Below are 16,626 nucleotides of genomic sequence, written 5' to 3'. Positions count from 1 at the left end.
CGCGTCCACGCCGGTCGCCTTCCGGCCGTTGATCATCATCGCCCCGCAGCCATCGACGCGCAGGGTGCCGTGCTGGGGGTGAACGCCGAAGAGCTGTGACGCCGTCCATCCGAGCCGATGCGCCTCCGCGCCGTATCGGTCGCAGAAGTCGATGGCTGCCTCACGCAGGGCGGCCCACTTGGCCGGCGTCAGGTAGCGGCACGGCGGCTTGTCGGCCGGGATGCCCTCGATCGCGTGGCGCCAGACATCGACAGCGCTGGGGAGGAGGGTCGGAGCGGAGCAGGCGGCCATGCGCCGGACTACGGCAGCCCGCGGCGCAGGGCCATGCGGCCTGACGCACCCTCGCGCTGCGCCATAAGTCGCACTGAGTCCGGGGATCTGAACGAAGTCCGATGCGTCATCGGCCGGGCGGTCGCCCGCCGCATTCGCTATCCCAACAGGACCTCATGCACCCCTTCCGTTGGCTTGGCCGTCTCTTGTCGGGCGTCGGGCACATCGCCACCCGCGCCGTGATCGGATCGGTAGCTCTGTTCAGCGTCGTCCTCGATCTCCTGCTGGGCATCGTGGCCCGGCTCTACGATCGGTTCGATGCTGAATGGGCCCGCATGGCACGAGAAGCGGACGAGCGGCGCACGCGGGACGGTCGGGGTGTGATCGATCCGATCACGTTGGACCGCAATCGATAATTTTTCGCGGTCGGTTCAGCCCCGACCGATCTGCTCACGGGCTGGCGGGGGACATGCCGCTTTCGCGGCGGGGACCAAGTACGCAACACGGCCCGGGGTCAGGATAAGCGCTGGCGGTTGATCCATGATCAACGACAGCAGGCGGCAGGCTCTCATAGAGTGATGCGACCGGGGCAAGGCACCGCGGGCGCGCGGCACAGCGGCACTGGGCGATCCGAGGTCAGAAAAGGAGCTTTCTGGGTCCGCACAGATCGGCCCGTTCCCCTGCGGCCGACCTGAAGAGCGGTTTGACCGCACGGAATGAGGCGGTGGGAGAACGTTCGGTTCCACAACCCCCGGTAGACACGGTCCTCGTCTACTCAAGATCTAGTCTGACGTAAGACGTATTTTCATCGTAGCAACACGTATACGTTACCTGAAACGTCAATTGACCACTGATTAACAAAAGTCACGTACCAGCAGCGGACGATGTTAGCCGACGCATCGTGATGGACGCCTCATGCCACTCTTTGATGCCGACCTGCGTGCGCTGATGACGGCGATCGACCGATCTCGGGCCCGGGTCGAGTTCACCCCTGATGGTACGGTGCTGACCGCCAACCCTCTCTTCCTCGACCTGATGGGCTATACGCTCGCCGAGCTGAAGGGCGAGCACCATCGCCGGTTCGTCCGAGCGGATGAGCGCGACGGCCCCGCCTATCGGGCGTTCTGGGACGCCTTGCGCCGCGGCGAGGGGCAGACGCGCACGTTCCGGCGCTTGGCCAAGGACGGCCGGGAGGTGTGGATCCAGGCGACCTACAATCCCGTGCTCGGGCGTGGCGGGCGGGTGACCCGGGTCGTCAAGTTGGCCACCGACGTCACCGAGAAGACCGTCCAGGCCCTGGACCTCGATGGCCAGATCGCGGCACTTCACCGCTCGCAGGCGGTCATCGCCTTCGCCCCGGACGGCACGATCCTCGACGCCAACGCCAACTTCCTCGCCGCGGTCGGTTACACCCTCGACGAGATCAGGGGCCAGCACCACCGGCTGTTCGTCGACAGGGCCGAGCAAGCCGGGGAGGCTTACCAGAGCTTCTGGGCGGCGCTGGGCCGCGGAGAATACCAGTCGGCTGAGTTCCGACGCTTCGCGAAGGGTGGGCGCGAGATCTGGATCCAGGCGACCTACAATCCGATCACCGACGCCGACGGGCGTGTGGTCAAGGTGGTGAAATTCGCAGTCGACGTGACCGCGCAAAAGCTACAGACCGCCGACGCAGCCGGGCAGTTGACGGCCGTCAACCGCTCCCAGGCGGTGATCGAGTTTGCCCCCGATGGCACGGTCCTCGACGCCAACCCGAACTTCCTACAGGCGGTCGGCTATACGATTGAAGAGGTGAGGGGTCGGCCGCACGCCATGTTCGTCGAGCCCGGCTACGCGCGGACGCCGGAGTACGTGGCCTTCTGGGACCGTCTGCGCGGCGGCGATTTCGCTTCAGGCATGTTTCAGCGCTTTGGTAAGGACGGCCGCTCGGTATGGATCCAGGCGAGCTACAACCCAATCTTCGATCCCAGCGGTCGGCTGACCAAGATCGTCAAGTACGCCACCGATGTCACCGCGAACATGGAGGCGCGCGCGGTCGCGGTGGCGGCAGCCGAGCGGACGCTCGACAGCGTCCAAGTGGTCACCGACGCGGCGGAAACCATGAATGCTGCGGCCCAGGAGATCTCGCGCAGCATGACCGAGTCCAAGGCTAGCGTGGATGAGATCCACGGACGCGCCGGCGAGGCGGATGCCGCTACCGAGCGATTGCGCGCCGCGGCGGGCGCGATGAGCGGTGTCGTCGCGACGATCTCGTCGATCGCCCAGCAGATCAACCTGCTGGCGCTGAATGCTACTATTGAGGCGGCCCGGGCCGGGGCTGCCGGGCGCGGCTTCGCGGTCGTGGCGGCCGAGGTGAAGGATCTGGCCGGTCAGGCTGCTGCGGCTACGGGGCGGATCAACGGTGAGATCGTCGGCATGCAGACCGTGTCGGACGAGGTGGCTGGTACCCTAGCCTCAATCACCGCGGCGATTGGCGCGATCAGTGGGCATGTCGATGGGGTGAGCGCCTCGACCGACGAGCAGGCGCGGGCGACGGGGGAAATCCTGGTCAGCATGCGGCAGGCGGCCAGCGGTGTGTCGCGCATCAGCACCAGCCTGGATGATTGGACGGTGGGGATGGAGGAGCGGCGTACCGACAAGCGGACTCGCGTCCTGCTACCTGCCGAGATCCACCTGCCGGGTGGTGGGCGCGTCGCTTGTTCGGTCCGTGACCTGTCGGACGGGGGCGCGCGGCTGCATGTGCTCGGGCACGCTCAGATCCCAGAACGGTTCGTGATGACGATCGACGACGAAAGGCGACGTGTCACGTGTGAGATCCGCCACAGGGCCGGCGCGAGCTTGAATGTGCAGTTCGTGCAGCCCGTCGAGGGCAAGATCGCTCGTGCGGTCGGCCACTGAAGCCCGACGATGCGGGGATGTCTTCGCTTTCGAGTCCTGCGGTTCGGCCCCGCCCGATCTGCTCACGGGCGGGGGAACCCCGGATCTCACCAGCGCCGGGCCGATACGCAACGTGGCCCAGGCGCAGGATGGACGCGGGCGGTTAGCGGAGGATCCGGGGTAGGGCGGCGGTCGGGTCCCGAGGCGGGACGACAGTCAAACCACGACGGCGCAGGTGCTCAGCGGACAACTAAGGTGGACCCTTCATGATGGCGAAGGTGCCTCCGTCATTCTCGTCGGTCCGGGCCGCCTCACCATCCACGATCCGCCTAAGCATGCGGTAAGTGTCTGTCACGACCCGACCGGCGCGGACGAGACCTGGCGATCCATTATGATTGTATCGTATCAGGATCACGTCGCCGCCGATCTCGTCTCCACATTCGAAGAAGCCGAGTTGGTTGACCTCGGCCTCGATCGCCTCTGGCTCCCGTAGGAGCCGTGCCAGCCCCTTCCTCGACCGCGTCAGTTCACCATGCTTCAGAGAGGCGGCGGTATCCCGAAGTAGGCGGTAGCTGGGAGAGATCCCGGCCAGCGCCTCGCGGTAGGCATCGTCGTCTTTGAAGGCGGCGATTTCCGTCTGGCCAGCCATCCGCGCGTGAGCGTGGATCATCCCGACCAGGGCATCGAGTGTGAGAACCGCGTTGACGATCGCCCGCATATCGTCGGCCTTGTCGAAGGTCGCCACCATGTTCGGGTGAACGACATCGGCGAGGAAAACGGCAGGAGTCATCTCGCGGGGACCTCCCCGGCTTCCGGCAAAGCCGCGAACATGCCGAACGCCGGGACGGCGGGATCGTCGAAGCACATCCTGACGACGCGCTCACCGAGTTTGTAGATCAGCGGCAGGGGCACCGAGTGGCCCATATCCGCCCGAATGGCGTCGTGAACCTCCTTCCACCAGACGCTGTCGATAACGGTCTCCACGAGACCGGTTCGCTGCAAGTCGTTCATCGGACCGAGCCACGAGATCACGGGCATGGAGGCGTAGGCGAGTAGCGTGAAGTGCTCCGGCTTGGTGGCGTCGTCCTCAACGAGATTGAGCTCCTGTCGCGTGAGCATCCCGTTCTGTGCCCGATAGACGGTCTGCAACAGATGAATGCTCGGCTCGGTAAGCATGTCGAGCGCGCGGGCGACCTCCATCCGCTCGGTCGGCAGCAGCGTCGCGTTGCCGAGCTCCACCACGGCGCGTGCCAAGGCGTCGGCCATGCGCGGGTTGGTCTCAGTCAGCATCCGCCGGATCGCCGCCTGGGCGGAGAGCTGGTAGATCTCGTCGGCCTTCAGCCGCTCGCGGGCGTCGGACTCCATCTGATCGATGCGCTCGCCGAGGCCCTTAAGTAGCCGGTCCATCAGCCGCGCGTTCCCAAAGTCGATGGCGGCCTGCCCGAGATCGAAGACCAGCGCCGCCCAGGGGATGCCGCTCAGCGCCGCCTTCGCGCTGAGCACGCCGACTTTCTGGAGAACCTGCGCGCTCGCACCAATTGGAGCATGAGCGTCGCTAGGGACGATGTCGTTGCTCACCACCCGCCCCTCCGTGATCACGTCAGATGAGATGACGGATCGGCAGTGCCGCCGAACTCCAATACGATCTGCCTCAGCGCGCCGTCGTCGCTCACCAGCGTGGCGCCAAGCTTGAGCGCGGTCTCGGCGATGACGATGTCGCGGATCTGGTTGACGTGCTGGCGCGGGGGCTTCCGGTCGATCGCCTTGAGCCTAGTGAGCATCGCGTCGAACCGTCCGCTGCCGTCGTTCCACTCGGCCTGACCGAAGCCCGCGCCCTCGATACCGAGGCAGAAGGTCGACGCAAGGCAGAGCTCAGGGGCGAGCTCCTCGATCGCCCGTAGCAGTTCCGCTCGGCGGGCAGGGCAGGGAGTGGCCCGGCATTCGTCCGCCTGAACGCCTGTCACGAGGAGCCGCCGCCCGGCTGCCGCCGGAACCGGGATCACGCCATCGACCACCCGCGAGAACACGTTGGTGTCGAGCATAAAGGCCGGCGACGGCTCGCTCACCCCCGCCGCTCCCGGAACCGGACGCCGGCCCCGCCGCCGTTCTCTGGGGTGAAGTCTATCCCCGCGTCGCGCAATGCCCGCTCGATGCCGGCAAGGTTGTTGTGGCTGGGGACGCGACGCCCTCTCTCGAAATCCCGGATCGTCGATAGGCCGAGGTGCGATGCCTCCGCCAACTGCTCTTGCGACCAGTCCAAGAGGGCGCGCGCCGCGCGAGACAGAGCAGGGGTGAGCATGCCCATAGCTTAGCGGATCATATTTTTTCGTCAATGAGCACCCATAGGCGTTGACAGGCGACGATCATATCTACAATCTGATTTTCAACGAATTGATATGACGAGCAGCACGGATGCCCGCTCAGCGCTCCATTTCCTGGTCCTCCGCCCTCCGCGATCTCAAGGACGACCGCAAGCGCCGCCCGGCCGGCGCCCTCGGCGCGCAGGCGTCGATCGCCTTCCGCGCCCGGACCCGCCCGCTCGTCGTGGCTGGGCAGTACGATCGCGCCGCGATCATGGCGGCGGCCGTGTTCGCCGCGAAGACCCATCAGCGCACCTACGGCTCGACCTGGGCCGTCGCGATGTCACTCGCCCTCCGCGCTGCCTGGGCCGCCGCCAAGGCCTCCCGCGCCCGCACCGCGCACTGACCTGACCCCGCGCCGGGGCAGCCCGGCCGGCCCCCCTTCACCCCCGAGACCACCGCCCCGAGCCCTCACTGGAGCCCGAACGATGACGCACGCCTTCACCCTGCCCGCGGCCGACCCGATCCACGCCGCGATCACCCGCCACCGCGCCGCCTACGATGCCTATCAGGTCGCCCCCGAGGGCCGCCCCAGCATCGAAGCCAACGACGAGTACGACGCCGCGTCCGAGGCGATCGTCATCACCGCCTGCACCACCCGGTTCGGCGCCCTCGCGCTACTGGAGCACTTCCGCTGGTGGCTCCGCGAGGAGGCCGCGTTCAAGGCCGGCCACCAGCCCGCCTACGGCATCGCCGAGGCCCGCGCCGCCGATCTGACCCTGTTTCTCGGAACGAACCTGCCCCCCGTGCCGCTGCACCGTGCCGCGCCGCAGGGCCGCCTGACCCCGCCGCTCGCGGTCCGCCCGGTCCTGGCCGTCGATCTCCAGCGTCGGGACACCGTGGCCGCGCTTCACGACGAGCGCCTGCCCGGCGAGATCGAGCCGTGGGAGGCGGTTCAGCCGATCCGCCCCGACACCGCCCACGTCCGCGCTCCGCGCTTCGTCGACCTCGCGGGCGAGTTGCTGACCGCCGTCCTCATCATCGCCGGAGGCGTCGCCGCCTACGGCTTCCTGCCGATCGCCTGAGGGGAGGGGCCGTCATGACGAAGCGCAGCAACACCCGCCCGCAGGCCGAGCAGCCGGCCGATACCCTGGCCACCCAGCGCGAGCGCGCCGCCCGCCTGCGCGATGCCGCCGGCCGCTTCAGCCGTCCCGTGGCCGAGGAGCCTGCTCCTGCCTCTAAGACGCTCGTCGAGCCGGTCGAGCGCCCGACGCCTCCCGGCCGCGTGCCCGCCCCGCGCGACACTCACCCCGAAACCTACGCGTTGGGCGTCGCAGACGACAGTCTGGGTTCACATGCGGCCCGCGGCGCCAGCGTGATCGTCGAGCCGGTGACGCCGGCCGGCGCCGGCCTCGCCGTGGTGTACCTCAGAGGGCAGGGGCCGAGGGTTTTCGACCTCACTCACAACTTCGACCCGGAGCACGCTACGCCCTCCGCGCCGGGTTCGGATGTCGAGGTGTTGATCGAGGTGGCGCTACCGGAGACGGGCCGCGTCGGCTTCCTCCGGGCCGACAGCGTCGAGAAGATCCACCGCGTCACTGGGATCTACACGCCAGACGCGGCCATGCGTGGCTTCCGGCCCGCGCCGCCGAGGCTGCCCGTGATGCGGACGTGCCCCGAGGGTATGGGCACGCATCGCGTCGAGGACGCTGTCGCCTACCCGCTGGTGCGGCCCGGCGAGACGGTAGTCTACGACGGCATGCGGCGCGACCCGGTCCACGGGGCGCTGTGCGTGCTCCAGTGGAACAACGGCAGCCGATCCGTCCTGCTCACCAACCAGCGCCCGCTCGGAAACAGCGGCGACGACTCGTGGTGCGTCGACCCGGTCAACCGCCCGCCCAGTCGCGAAGCAGCGGAGCGGAGGATTGTAGCCGGACCACCCGGCGCCATGCTCTACGCCAGCGACGGCCCCTACAGCGCTGACCTGTTGCGCGAGAAGATCGTCGGGACCGTCGTCGGCATCCTCGTGCCGGACCGGGCGTCGGTCCCGCAGGATGAGGCGCCTGCCGTTGTGGCGGACCCCGCGACAGAGACACTGCCGGCCGGCGAGCAGGACGCCGACCCGATCTTCGCGACGATCGAGCGTCACATCGCAGCTCGTGCCGCCTGTGTCGGGCTCGATGATCGCGAGGATGAGGAAGGGTTCGAGGCCGCGCATGATCGCGCTACCGAGGCGCTGGACGCTGTCGAGAGCACGCAGCCGACGACGGTGGCGGGCCTGCTCGCCCTCGCGCGGCACATGGATCGGTATCTGAACGAAGACGCTGGCGGACAGAACGTCGTCACGCCGACCGCCGAGGGTCACGCCTTCGTCGGGCTGATCAACGCTTGCCTAGGGCTGGCGGACGCCCTCGATGTCGATGCAGACGCACCCCTCACCGTCGAGAACGCGGCGCCGCTGGCCTTCGAGGCCTACACCTTCGACGACCCGGTCGGCTCGCCGGCCGAATGGACGGACAGGTTCGCGCCGCACAGCATGGGCCTGTGCATCGCCGACAAGACCCTGCGCATGACGAAGCCCGAGTTGGTCGCCTTCATCCGCGGCGCGGCCGAGCGCGGCAACGGCACCGACGAGATCATGTTCAAGGCCCTCAACGCCGCGCAGGACACCTTGGAGGGCTGGGGCAAGCTACTGAGCGTCGCCGCAGCTCGCTACCTCGTCGCCGCCTCCGCCATGACGGTCGAGGACGACGCCCGGCAGGCCGACCAGGGTGGGGAGGCGTGACGATGACCAACGTCCTCACCTTCACCCCGCGCCCCCGGCCAGTCGAGCCGGTCGCCCCGGAGATCATGTCGGCGGCCGACCGCCGGGCTCGGCTGGAGGAAGTCCTACAGAACACCCTCGACGCGGCGGACAGCATCATCGCCGTGCTGGATCACTGGGACGGCGACGCCGACCTCGAACCGGACGCCGACGCAGAACCGTCCCTTGCGGCGCCGGAGAACGCCCACGGCTCGCAGGTGACGTGGATGCGCGGCGGGGACGAGGACCGCGAGGCCGAAGCACCCGAGATCGTGCTGCCGGAGGTGTCCCGCAGCCCCGCGCCGAGGATCAGGAGCGCGCCGGCGCCAGCATCCGCGCCCCTTGCCTGGGGCGGCAACGGCAACGTCGTCTCGGCCGCGGCCGTGGCGCTGTTCGCCTTGGTGGCGGGAGAAGCCTGACCTGGGCGCGGTGCCGCGCCGCGCCAACGCCCCACACAGTGACATCCCCCAGCGAGAGACAGAACCCATGAAGACCCGCTTGACCATGCGCGCCGCCCTCGCGGCCGGCCTCCCAGCGCTCGCCCGCGACATCGCCCGCGGCCGCCGCCTGCGCCGCGGCTGTCTCGGCCAGGGCACGCGCGAGGCCGGCCGGGGCAACCTCATCACGGCCGCCGGCCTGCTCCTGCTCTACCTCGTGGCGCTCTAATGCCGACCGAGATCCCGGAAACCGCGGCACGGGCAGCGGCGGCGCGCCGCCTGTCCTGGCCGGATACCGCCCGCCTGCTGTTCCTGCTGGCGCGCATGCGCTGGTTCGACCGGCGCCTCACCGCCCTGCACCGCCGCGTCGAGCGCGAGGGCGGGGACATCATCGGGCCCGCCTTCCTGATCCTCGCCCGGCGCTGGCTCGCCACCCACGAGGCCATCGAGAAGCTGCTGGGCTGCCCCGTGCCGAGGCACGTCGCGCAGGTGCGGGCGATCCTGACAGCTTCAGATCGGTCCAGCGCGCCGGTCGATCGGACGCATCGTACATCGTGATTGCATTGAGGCCTAGCGCAGCCATGCAGCCTGTCGCGCGAACAGCACAGCCGCGGACAAACAGCAGTACAGGACCGCTCTACAGCACCCGTTAACCGATCGGTAACCGCCCGGCCCTCGACTCGCCACAACGCCCAAGCGACGGTCCCACCAAATCGTCAGGGCACCCAGTCGTCGGCCTGCGGGCGATGGGGGCAGCGGGCACGGGGCGGACCATGAACCCGATCACGTTCAACACCACTGGCTCGTTTACCTACACGGTGCCGGCGACAGGCACATACGATCTGTCTGGCTTCGGCGCGGGCGGTGGCACAGGACGAGGTGGGACGGGGGGCAGCGGTGCCGAGATTGGCGGTACGTTCAACCTGACTGCGGGTCAGACCCTTTACGTCATCGTTGGCGGTGCTGGTGGCGACTTCGGCGGCGGCATCAATAACAGCGGCGGCGGCGGCGGCTTCTCCGAGATCTTCACTAGGGACGGCAACGGCAACATCACGCCCCTACTCATTGCGGGCGGCGGCGGCGGTGGTGGTACCAACGGCGCAGGTGCGAATGCGACGATCGGAGCCAGCGGTCCTGGCACAGGCGGAAACGGGGGTGTGGGCCTTGGCAGTGGCGGTGGCGGCGCTGGCGCTCAGAGCAATGGCTTAGACGGTAATACCGCAGCTGGTAGTACCGCGCGTGGTGGTTCCGATGCGGCGAATGGAGCAGCGGGCGGGGGGGGCGGCCCCTTCTCTGGTAGTGGAGGCTATGGTGGTGGAGGTGGTGGCTTCGGCGGCGGCGGCGGCGGCGGCGGCTACACTGGCGGCACTGGCGGCACTGGCTCCGGCGGCGGTGGCGGCGGCGGCACCTCCTACATCTCGAATACGGGCGTCCAGAACTTCGCCGAGACGATGGCCGGAGCCAACGTTAGCCGGGGCAACGGCAGCGTCACTGTACGCTTCGCCCCCGCTGCCCCCTGCTACGTCACCGGCACTCGCATCCGCGTCCTGCGTGGGCGGACGATCCAAGACACGCCCGTCGAGCGCCTGCGCGTGGGCGACTTCGCCGTCACCGCCTCGGGCCGGCCCCGCCCCATCCGCTGGATAGGCTCGCGCTCGTACCCCGGCCTGACCGCGCCCAAGCACGATCGCCCTGTGCGCATCCGCGCCGGTGCGCTCAGCGATGGCATCCCCGCTCGCGACCTGCTGGTCTCGCCCGACCACTGCCTGTGGCTCGACGGCCTGCTGGTGGCCGCCGGGCACCTCGTCAACGGCAGCTCGATCACCCGCGGCGAGGCGGTGGCCGACATCACCTACTGGCACGTCGAACTCGACAGCCACGACCTACTGCTGGCCGAGAACACGCCGGCGGAGAGCTTCCTGGCTGCCTCAGGCGTGCGCGCGGGCTTCGAGGGCACCCACCGTCTCGACACGGCTGCGACGCCCGTACCCTACGCTGAGCGGGTCGAGCATGGCCCTGAGCTAGCCGCGTTGCGCAGCCGCCTGATCGCCCGCGCTGGCCTGTCGGTCGAGCCGGTGCGCTATGGCTCTGTGCGCGCGTGGTTCGATCGGTGCGACGGGCGGCGCCTCGTCGGCTGGGTCCAGGACCTCGCCCACCCGAACGGGCGGGTCTGCCTCGACGTGGCCGTGGACGATGTGGTGGTCGGCATGGCGATGGCCGAGGAATACCGCGCCGACATCGCGGCAGCGGGCGTGGGCGATGGCTGCCACGGCTTCGACTTCGACCTCGACGAGCCGCTGGCCCCCGGCATGCCGCACACCGTCGAGCTGCGCCGCTCGGCCGACGGCCTGCGGGTCTGCGCGATGGCCGTGGACGCGGCCGGCGCCTGGACGCCCTTGCTCGCGGCGTGAGCGGCCAGTGCCGCTGCTCGGGCACGTTGGGACGCTGACGCATCGCCGGATCGCGGGCTGGGCCTGGGATCGGGATGCGCCGGACGAACGGGTGTGGCTCGTGGTGTCGATCGAACGGCGGGTGGTCGGGCGGATCCGGGCGGACCAATTCCGCGAGGACGTGGCGATTGAAGGCAAAGGCGACGGGTGGTGCGGCTTCGCCCTCGACTTGCCGGCGGGCGTGCTGAACGTGCGTCGGGCCTACGCGATCAGCGTGCGCCGGGACGGCGACAGCACGCACCTGCCGGGCTCGCCCTACGTGCTGGAACCGGCAGTGCGGCTGGTGCGGTAGCGGCACGGTGCCGGTGGTGTCCAGATTGGATGTGGCTAAGATGCCGGCAGCCGCCGCACCGCCTCGCGCTCCGGGTCGGGAGCCTCGGCGTTGAGCCTCGTCCGCAGCGCCTTGCCCGCCTTGAAGTGGGGCAGCGCTTTGGCCGCGACGGTGACCTTCTCTCCTGTCTTCGGGTTGCAGCCGGACCGGGCTCCGTGCCGCCGAACCTCGAACGTGCCGAAGTCGCGCAGCTCGACCCGGTCGCCCTCCGCCAGGGCCTCGGCGATGCGGCCGAGGATGGCGTCGACCACCATCTCGACCTCCCACGGGTAGAGGTGCGCGTTCTGCTCCGCGACGCGGGTGACGAGTTCGGACCGGATCATGGTCGCCGGGTGTCGGGCTCGCCGTCCGGACGCAAGCACATGCATCAGGACAAGGGGGCCAGCTATTCGAGCGGCGGCCTCGGCTCAGCCTTGGGCGACTGCATGAGGCTCTGGATCGCCCGCGGCGCCCGGCCGGCCTTCCCGGCGATCCCCGCTTCCTGATGCTCGATGACCTGCCGCGCTGGCTCGTCGCCGTCGAGGCCGCCCAGGATCTCGGCCGGCACGCGCCGGTTCGAGGCGCGACTGCCGTCCTCGTAGACGACGTCGAACAGGACGAAGCCTCGCTCCTGCGGGAGCTGACGGATGCGCTTGGACATGGCGGCCTGATACGCGCGCAAGCTGGGCCGCACCAGCATGTCCGGCAGGCAGGTGGTCGATCGCGGGCTCGACGCCGCTCGGGAATACCAAGCTGTCGGAGGCCGCCCGACACGGGCAGCGCTACAGGGGCCTCAGATCCCAGCGCGTCGGGCCGCTTCAGAGACCCAGGGACTGTAAGGCTTTCCGGCCTCCCACGTCCGCTCGAGTTCGGCGGACATCTCGCGCTCCGCCCGCGCGCGCAGCCCATCGTGATCGCGGTGCGGATCGAAGCCTGAGCGAAGGCGGGCATTGAAGGCAGTGGGATAGGACGCGTCCAGATCGTCGGCGATGTCGAGGCTCGCGGCCTCGCGGTCGGCACTCCGATTGGTCAGCAGCGTCCCGGGCTCGCCGTAGGTTCTGTCCGGCCTGCGGGCCGGCCGGCCGAGCCGACCGCGTAGCGCGTCGAGCAGGCGACCCATCAGCCCCATCACTAACCCTCAACGTTGACTTAACCGTCCGCCCCGGCCGACATGCGCAGTCCGGCCCGGGCGCCTTCAGGCGAGTCGTGAGCCGGTATCAGGAGAGATCATCGCCGCGAGATAGACCCTGAAAAGCCAACAGCCCCGACCCGGCAAGGTCGAGGCTGCTGAAAACCCTGGGGCCTGTGAGGGCCGAGTCGCTTCCCCTCACAAGCCATACGACCCCCTCGGGAGTCAAGTCGAAACGCGAGTTTCGGCATCGGGAGAGGCTTGCCTGGACCCTAGCCGCGGCCCGTGAGGGACCGTGAACGATGGACTATGCCGACGCGATCCGCCGCCAGGCGGAGGATGCGCCGCGCGCCGCGCTGCCGGCGGTGACGGCGATGCTCTGGCGCGCCTACAGCGAGGGACAGATCACCGAGGCCGAAGCAGAGGCGCTTTCAGCCTTGGTTGACGCCCGGTTAACGGCGGTGACGGATCGGGCTGGACCAACCCGGAACGGTTGCGGTCAGGACGCGAACACCCTCCAGGATCGCCAGAACATCTCCAGAAGGCCCGGCGTCGGCTCCCGGCCCCGCACGGACGCCAGCATGGAGCGCCGCCGCCGGTGGGCCGCCTCAGGCCGCCTGCCGCCCGCTCTCGCCGCCCGCTTCACCCTGGCCGAGCAGGCGGTGCTCGCCCTCGTGGCGTCCGAGGTCGCCCGGCGGAAGGACTGCCGGATGGCGATCGAGCATATGGCGGCGGTGGCGGGCGTGTGCCGCTCGACGGTGAAGAACGCGATCCGCGAGGCGCGCCGGCTGGGCCTGCTGACGGTGGAGGAGCGCCAGGTCACCGGCTTCCGCAACCTGCCGAACGTGGTCCGGGTGGTCTCGCCGGAGTGGACCGCTTGGCTGCGGCTGGGGCGGCGCACGCCTCCCTCCGCCGCGGGGGAGGGTGGTCGACACCGAGGCCCCCACACCTCCGCCTCCTCTCCTCGGGGGGGAGGGGTCAAAAGCGCAACCGGCACGCCTACTCAAGTTCTAGAATCGGGGAAATCGAGGCCAGTGGAACCGTCGAAGGGCTGCCGGAGGGCAGCGGTTCGGGCTGACGGTGCGACCAGGCGCGATTCCGTCGCGGGTCCGTCGCAGAGACCCGGCGCTATGTCCTGACCGCATGCGGCCGTTCGGCCGAGCGAACAGAGTGATGCCGGTGCGCGACTTCCGATTCTGCGTGGCTCTCCGGGACCGCGACGGGATGCTCGGCGGACCGCTGCATGAGGAGGTCATCACCGCTCAGGATGCGGCCGACGCCGTCGCGCGCGCCATGGCGATCGAGCTGGACATGCCCGGCCTAAAGGCCAACGCCCTCTACCTCGTCGACCCGGACGGATGCGTCGTCTGGTCGTTGCGCTTGGCGGACGTTGCCGGCCCGGAGTGACGCAGCTCGTTCGGCGCCGTGCGCTCGATCTCCTGACGCCCCCACCGCGATGCGTAGGGCGGTCGCAGTGCTGGAGCTGTGCCGTGCGCGTATGTGAGCGGGAGGATCTATCGAACGCATCAAGCGCGCCATCGGCCATGTCGGCGGTGCGAAGCGCGCAGTATGGGAGAGCCCGAGTGCAGCCCGATGCCGAAGGCATGGATGAGGAGCGTCCAGCCCTTCCCGGGGAGATTCGCCGGCACCTCGGCCGCCTGCTGGCCTCCGCCTATGCCGCAGACCCCTCCGCGCCGAGCGCGAGCGAGCGCTTCGCCGATCTCCTGGCACAGCTCACGGACGCGTTGGACGCGTCGGACGCGGCCAGCCGCCGCGATGCGGCCGCGTTCCAGGCTGGGTTGCTCACCTCGACACCGGCCTTGCGGCGGTTCGCCCTCTCGCTGACCCACGATCCGGCTGCCGCGGACGACCTCGTGCAAGATACCCTGCTGCGGGCATGGCGTAGCCGCGCGAAGTTCGTTCCGGGCACGAACCTGGAGGCGTGGCTGTTCACGATCCTCCGCAACGCCTTCTACAGCATCCGCCGCAAGCAGGGCCGCGAGGTCTCCGACAGCGACGGCGCCCACGCCGAACGGCTGACCAGCAGCCCCGAGCAGGGCGGCCACCTCGACCTTCAGGACCTGCGCACGGCCCTGGAGCATCTACCTGCATCGCAGCGCGAGGCGCTGTTGCTCGTGACGGTCGAGGATCTGAGCTACGAGGAAGCGGCAGCGGTGATGGGCTGCCAGATCGGCACGGTGAAGAGCCGGGTCTGGCGCGCCCGCGAGCAGCTCGCACGGATGCTCGGCTACGACGGTGCCGAGGTCGGCAGCGACGGCGTCGTGCTGTCGGCGATGAGCGGCCAATCCTGATCGGCGCCGGATGCAGGCATGCCCTCCACCGCCTCCCGAGTTCTGGGAGACGATCGCCGAGCACGTCACCGCGAAGGTCGGACCCGTGCTCAGGCAGAACCGGTCTGCCCGTGAGCCGGTAATCGCCTATCTGCGTGACCTGACGGCGAGGTCGGGGCGAAGGACGGGCCGTTCTCGCGAACCTGACACATGTGATGGCGGCCTTCGCCCACCGCGGGCACCGGGGCGGACAATCGCGGCGACGAATCTCGGCACCACCGCGAGTGAGGGCATCCCACGCCCCCGCCTCACCCAGGCGGGACGCCCGATGCCGCGCTTCCACTTCAACGTCCACGACGGCGTCAGTCGTCTCGACCTAGAGGGCACCGAGCTGCCCGACTGGCGCGCCGCACGCCTCGACGCGATCCGGCTGGCCGGCGAGATCCTGCGGGACGAAGCCGAACGGGTCGCCCTGGGCGAGGACTGGCGCATCGAGGTCACCGACCATACCGGCCTCGTCCTGTTCCAGATGGCGTTCCTCGTGATCGACGCGCCCGCTCTGCTCCGAGAGCAAGCCGTCGTGCCGAACCGGTGACCGCGACCCTGCATCCGTCCTGGGCGCGCGCGGCCCCTCTCTCCCCCGGAGCCGTTCGCACATGAACGACCACAGCCCGGGCTCGGGACGCAGCGACGGCCCGATCGGGCTCGACAGCCCGCTGGCGCGCAAGCTGCACCGCATGGCCGCCCTATCGGACGACGACCGGCAGCGGCTGGCGGTCGCCCTGTCCCGGGCCCGGCTCGTCGAAGCCCACGCCGACATCCTGGCGGAAGGTGACGACCCGCGCGCCGTCAACGTCGTCCTCGACGGCTGGGCCTGCCGCTACCGGCAGCTCGCGGATGGCCGCCGCCAGATCGTGACGCTGCTCCTGCCCGGCGACGTGTGCGATCCGCAGGTGTTCCGGAAGCGCCACGTTCACCACGCCCTCTGCGCCCTCACACCGATCACCCTCGCGCAGATCCCCGGGGGCGCCTTCCAGGAGCTGACAGCTCGCAGCGCGACGCTTGAAGCGGCGTTCCTGCACGAGCGCCTGACCACCACCGCGATCCAGCACGAATGGACGGTCAGCCTCGGCCGCCGCTCGGCGATTGAGCGGACCGCCCACCTGCTGTGCGAACTCCACGCACGGCTGGAGGCGGTCGGCCTCGCCGACGCGGTGAGCTGTCCGATGCCGCTGACGCAGATCGATCTCGCCGATGCGCTCGGCCAGACCCCGGTGCACATCAACCGGGTGTTGCGGGATCTGCGCAGCCAAGCCCTGCTCATCCTACGTCACCGGCGCCTGACGCTCGTCGACGGTGCGCGGCTGCGCGCCCTGGCGCTGTTCGACCCCGCATACCTGTTCGACGACGACATCACCGGTTCCGCCCAGGAAACATGAGACGATGCCGCTGTACCACTTCCATCTGCGGACCCCGGACGGGCTGGAGCGCGACGAGACCGGCCTCGTGCTGCGCGACCTCGACGCCGCCTACCTGGAGGCCTGCGCGACGATCCCCGGCCTCTCGGTCGACCTCCTGCGAGAGGGCCGCGATCCGATGGCCTGCACCTTCGTGATCACCGGCGCGCCCGATCCGGACCGCATTCTGCTGGAAGTGCCGTTCGACGAGCGGGTGCGTCACATCGGGCGGCCGACCACCCCTGCATCGCCCGCCGCCGCGACGGCGCTGACGCGGGCGCAGCGGCTGATCGTCGAGTTGCGGG

The 16,626-nt window shown here is 69.5% G+C and carries 24 protein-coding genes; 16 read left to right on the top strand and 8 right to left on the bottom strand.

Annotated elements, in window-relative coordinates:
- On the bottom strand, positions 1 to 291 hold a 291-nt coding region (locus Q8W71_RS30845; protein WP_305529046.1), incomplete at its 3' end, for a hypothetical protein.
- Positions 292 to 446: 155 nt separating this feature from the next.
- Between Q8W71_RS30845 and Q8W71_RS30840 the strand changes: the two genes are divergently transcribed.
- A complete protein-coding gene (locus tag Q8W71_RS30840; protein WP_305529047.1) occupies positions 447 to 686 on the top strand; it encodes a hypothetical protein in 240 nt (79 codons plus the stop codon).
- Between the two features lie 499 nt (positions 687 to 1,185).
- A complete protein-coding gene (locus Q8W71_RS30835; protein ID WP_305528530.1) occupies positions 1,186 to 3,165 on the top strand; it encodes a PAS domain-containing protein in 1,980 nt (659 codons plus the stop codon).
- 229 nt (positions 3,166 to 3,394) lie between these two features.
- Here Q8W71_RS30835 and Q8W71_RS30830 read toward each other — a convergent pair whose 3' ends face one another.
- From Q8W71_RS30830 to Q8W71_RS30815, 4 genes are read right to left on the bottom strand one after another with little or no spacing between them, the layout of a single operon-like run.
- On the bottom strand, positions 3,395 to 3,934 hold the full coding sequence (locus tag Q8W71_RS30830) for a hypothetical protein (RefSeq protein WP_305529183.1): 540 nt from the start codon (positions 3,932 to 3,934) through the stop codon (positions 3,395 to 3,397).
- The gene (locus Q8W71_RS30825; RefSeq protein ID WP_305529182.1) at positions 3,931 to 4,722 is read right to left on the bottom strand and encodes a hypothetical protein; all 792 of its coding nucleotides are present in this window, start codon (positions 4,720 to 4,722) and stop codon (positions 3,931 to 3,933) included. The genes Q8W71_RS30830 and Q8W71_RS30825 overlap by 4 nt, the downstream gene beginning before the upstream one ends.
- A 17-nt stretch (positions 4,723 to 4,739) precedes the next feature.
- Positions 4,740 to 5,210 (bottom strand): hypothetical protein, encoded by a 471-nt coding sequence (locus tag Q8W71_RS30820; RefSeq protein WP_305529181.1) that lies wholly within the window; start codon positions 5,208 to 5,210, stop codon positions 4,740 to 4,742.
- Positions 5,207 to 5,449: a helix-turn-helix domain-containing protein gene (locus Q8W71_RS30815; RefSeq protein WP_305529180.1), complete on the bottom strand. Its 243-nt coding sequence runs from the start codon at positions 5,447 to 5,449 to the stop codon at positions 5,207 to 5,209. Before Q8W71_RS30815 ends, Q8W71_RS30820 begins: the two co-directional genes overlap by 4 nt.
- A gap of 107 nt (positions 5,450 to 5,556) precedes the next feature.
- On the opposite strand from Q8W71_RS30815, the gene Q8W71_RS30810 reads away from it, so the two are divergent.
- The 8 genes from Q8W71_RS30810 to Q8W71_RS30775 all read left to right on the top strand — a co-directional run bounded on the left by Q8W71_RS30810 (position 5,557) and on the right by Q8W71_RS30775 (position 11,426).
- Positions 5,557 to 5,850, top strand: a complete 294-nt coding sequence (locus Q8W71_RS30810) for a hypothetical protein (RefSeq protein ID WP_305529179.1) — start codon at positions 5,557 to 5,559, stop codon at positions 5,848 to 5,850.
- Positions 5,851 to 5,932: 82 nt separating this feature from the next.
- Entirely contained in the window at positions 5,933 to 6,529 is a 597-nt protein-coding gene (locus Q8W71_RS30805; RefSeq protein WP_305529178.1) for a hypothetical protein, read from the top strand.
- Positions 6,530 to 6,543: 14 nt separating this feature from the next.
- On the top strand, positions 6,544 to 8,229 hold the full coding sequence (locus tag Q8W71_RS30800) for a hypothetical protein (RefSeq protein WP_305529177.1): 1,686 nt from the start codon (positions 6,544 to 6,546) through the stop codon (positions 8,227 to 8,229).
- 2 nt (positions 8,230 to 8,231) lie between these two features.
- Positions 8,232 to 8,666: a hypothetical protein gene (locus Q8W71_RS30795; protein WP_305529176.1), complete on the top strand. Its 435-nt coding sequence runs from the start codon at positions 8,232 to 8,234 to the stop codon at positions 8,664 to 8,666.
- Between the two features lie 67 nt (positions 8,667 to 8,733).
- Positions 8,734 to 8,913, top strand: coding sequence for a hypothetical protein (locus tag Q8W71_RS30790; RefSeq protein WP_305529175.1), 180 nt, complete (start codon positions 8,734 to 8,736; stop codon positions 8,911 to 8,913).
- Positions 8,913 to 9,242 carry a hypothetical protein gene (locus Q8W71_RS30785; RefSeq protein WP_305529174.1) on the top strand — a complete coding sequence of 110 codons (330 nt, stop codon included), beginning with the start codon at positions 8,913 to 8,915 and terminating at the stop codon, positions 9,240 to 9,242. Before Q8W71_RS30790 ends, Q8W71_RS30785 begins: the two co-directional genes overlap by 1 nt.
- Before the next feature lie 893 nt (positions 9,243 to 10,135).
- The gene (locus Q8W71_RS30780; protein WP_305529173.1) at positions 10,136 to 11,095 is read left to right on the top strand and encodes a Hint domain-containing protein; all 960 of its coding nucleotides are present in this window, start codon (positions 10,136 to 10,138) and stop codon (positions 11,093 to 11,095) included.
- Positions 11,096 to 11,102: 7 nt separating this feature from the next.
- Positions 11,103 to 11,426 carry a hypothetical protein gene (locus tag Q8W71_RS30775; RefSeq protein WP_305529172.1) on the top strand — a complete coding sequence of 108 codons (324 nt, stop codon included), beginning with the start codon at positions 11,103 to 11,105 and terminating at the stop codon, positions 11,424 to 11,426.
- Positions 11,427 to 11,461: 35 nt separating this feature from the next.
- Here the strand turns inward: Q8W71_RS30775 and Q8W71_RS30770 are convergent, their stop codons facing one another.
- The 3 genes from Q8W71_RS30770 to Q8W71_RS30760 all read right to left on the bottom strand — a co-directional run bounded on the left by Q8W71_RS30770 (position 11,462) and on the right by Q8W71_RS30760 (position 12,564).
- Positions 11,462 to 11,788 carry an integration host factor subunit beta gene (locus tag Q8W71_RS30770; protein WP_305529171.1) on the bottom strand — a complete coding sequence of 109 codons (327 nt, stop codon included), beginning with the start codon at positions 11,786 to 11,788 and terminating at the stop codon, positions 11,462 to 11,464.
- Positions 11,789 to 11,850: 62 nt separating this feature from the next.
- Entirely contained in the window at positions 11,851 to 12,105 is a 255-nt protein-coding gene (locus tag Q8W71_RS30765; protein ID WP_305529185.1) for a hypothetical protein, read from the bottom strand.
- 132 nt (positions 12,106 to 12,237) lie between these two features.
- Complete coding sequence (locus tag Q8W71_RS30760; RefSeq protein WP_305529170.1) at positions 12,238 to 12,564, bottom strand: hypothetical protein; 327 nt, start codon at positions 12,562 to 12,564, stop codon at positions 12,238 to 12,240.
- 311 nt (positions 12,565 to 12,875) lie between these two features.
- On the opposite strand from Q8W71_RS30760, the gene Q8W71_RS30755 reads away from it, so the two are divergent.
- The 6 genes from Q8W71_RS30755 to Q8W71_RS30730 all read left to right on the top strand — a co-directional run.
- A complete protein-coding gene (locus Q8W71_RS30755) occupies positions 12,876 to 13,712 on the top strand; it encodes a helix-turn-helix domain-containing protein (RefSeq protein WP_305529169.1) in 837 nt (278 codons plus the stop codon).
- 34 nt (positions 13,713 to 13,746) lie between these two features.
- Positions 13,747 to 13,980, top strand: coding sequence for a hypothetical protein (locus tag Q8W71_RS30750; protein WP_305529168.1), 234 nt, complete (start codon positions 13,747 to 13,749; stop codon positions 13,978 to 13,980).
- A 137-nt stretch (positions 13,981 to 14,117) separates the two neighbouring features.
- Positions 14,118 to 14,885, top strand: a complete 768-nt coding sequence (locus Q8W71_RS30745; protein ID WP_370875588.1) for a sigma-70 family RNA polymerase sigma factor — start codon at positions 14,118 to 14,120, stop codon at positions 14,883 to 14,885.
- Positions 14,886 to 15,192: 307 nt separating this feature from the next.
- Complete coding sequence (locus Q8W71_RS30740; protein WP_305529066.1) at positions 15,193 to 15,459, top strand: DUF6894 family protein; 267 nt, start codon at positions 15,193 to 15,195, stop codon at positions 15,457 to 15,459.
- Positions 15,460 to 15,520: 61 nt separating this feature from the next.
- Positions 15,521 to 16,303, top strand: coding sequence for a Crp/Fnr family transcriptional regulator (locus Q8W71_RS30735; RefSeq protein ID WP_305529067.1), 783 nt, complete (start codon positions 15,521 to 15,523; stop codon positions 16,301 to 16,303).
- Positions 16,304 to 16,307: 4 nt separating this feature from the next.
- Positions 16,308 to 16,626: DUF6894 family protein (locus Q8W71_RS30730; RefSeq protein WP_305529068.1), on the top strand; the 319-nt coding region annotated here is incomplete at its 3' end.

This window comes from Methylobacterium amylolyticum, assembly GCF_030700245.1.
Taxonomy (GTDB): Bacteria; Pseudomonadota; Alphaproteobacteria; order Rhizobiales; family Beijerinckiaceae; genus Methylobacterium.
The sequence above is the reverse complement of the archived record's forward strand: the minus strand, read 5'-3'. Positions and strand labels throughout refer to the sequence as shown.

What these genes read in the sequence shown, in the direction of transcription:
- Q8W71_RS30765 (WP_305529185.1), bottom strand. Translation starts at nt 12,105, where the DNA reads ATGTCCAAGCGCATCCGTCAGCTCCCGCAGGAGCGAGGCTTCGTCCTG.
- Q8W71_RS30755 (WP_305529169.1), top strand. Translation starts at nt 12,876, where the DNA reads ATGGACTATGCCGACGCGATCCGCCGCCAGGCGGAGGATGCGCCGCGC.
- Q8W71_RS30740 (WP_305529066.1), top strand. Translation starts at nt 15,193, where the DNA reads ATGCCGCGCTTCCACTTCAACGTCCACGACGGCGTCAGTCGTCTCGAC.
- Q8W71_RS30835 (WP_305528530.1), top strand. Translation starts at nt 1,186, where the DNA reads ATGCCACTCTTTGATGCCGACCTGCGTGCGCTGATGACGGCGATCGAC.
- Q8W71_RS30785 (WP_305529174.1), top strand. Translation starts at nt 8,913, where the DNA reads ATGCCGACCGAGATCCCGGAAACCGCGGCACGGGCAGCGGCGGCGCGC.
- Q8W71_RS30790 (WP_305529175.1), top strand. Translation starts at nt 8,734, where the DNA reads ATGAAGACCCGCTTGACCATGCGCGCCGCCCTCGCGGCCGGCCTCCCA.
- Q8W71_RS30780 (WP_305529173.1), top strand. Translation starts at nt 10,136, where the DNA reads ATGGCCGGAGCCAACGTTAGCCGGGGCAACGGCAGCGTCACTGTACGC.
- Q8W71_RS30750 (WP_305529168.1), top strand. Translation starts at nt 13,747, where the DNA reads ATGCCGGTGCGCGACTTCCGATTCTGCGTGGCTCTCCGGGACCGCGAC.
- Q8W71_RS30810 (WP_305529179.1), top strand. Translation starts at nt 5,557, where the DNA reads ATGCCCGCTCAGCGCTCCATTTCCTGGTCCTCCGCCCTCCGCGATCTC.
- Q8W71_RS30800 (WP_305529177.1), top strand. Translation starts at nt 6,544, where the DNA reads ATGACGAAGCGCAGCAACACCCGCCCGCAGGCCGAGCAGCCGGCCGAT.
- Q8W71_RS30745 (WP_370875588.1), top strand. Translation starts at nt 14,118, where the DNA reads ATGTCGGCGGTGCGAAGCGCGCAGTATGGGAGAGCCCGAGTGCAGCCC.
- Q8W71_RS30760 (WP_305529170.1), bottom strand. Translation starts at nt 12,564, where the DNA reads ATGGGTCGCCTGCTCGACGCGCTACGCGGTCGGCTCGGCCGGCCGGCC.
- Q8W71_RS30815 (WP_305529180.1), bottom strand. Translation starts at nt 5,449, where the DNA reads ATGGGCATGCTCACCCCTGCTCTGTCTCGCGCGGCGCGCGCCCTCTTG.
- Q8W71_RS30735 (WP_305529067.1), top strand. Translation starts at nt 15,521, where the DNA reads ATGAACGACCACAGCCCGGGCTCGGGACGCAGCGACGGCCCGATCGGG.
- Q8W71_RS30805 (WP_305529178.1), top strand. Translation starts at nt 5,933, where the DNA reads ATGACGCACGCCTTCACCCTGCCCGCGGCCGACCCGATCCACGCCGCG.
- Q8W71_RS30770 (WP_305529171.1), bottom strand. Translation starts at nt 11,788, where the DNA reads ATGATCCGGTCCGAACTCGTCACCCGCGTCGCGGAGCAGAACGCGCAC.
- Q8W71_RS30795 (WP_305529176.1), top strand. Translation starts at nt 8,232, where the DNA reads ATGACCAACGTCCTCACCTTCACCCCGCGCCCCCGGCCAGTCGAGCCG.
- Q8W71_RS30840 (WP_305529047.1), top strand. Translation starts at nt 447, where the DNA reads ATGCACCCCTTCCGTTGGCTTGGCCGTCTCTTGTCGGGCGTCGGGCAC.
- Q8W71_RS30830 (WP_305529183.1), bottom strand. Translation starts at nt 3,934, where the DNA reads ATGACTCCTGCCGTTTTCCTCGCCGATGTCGTTCACCCGAACATGGTG.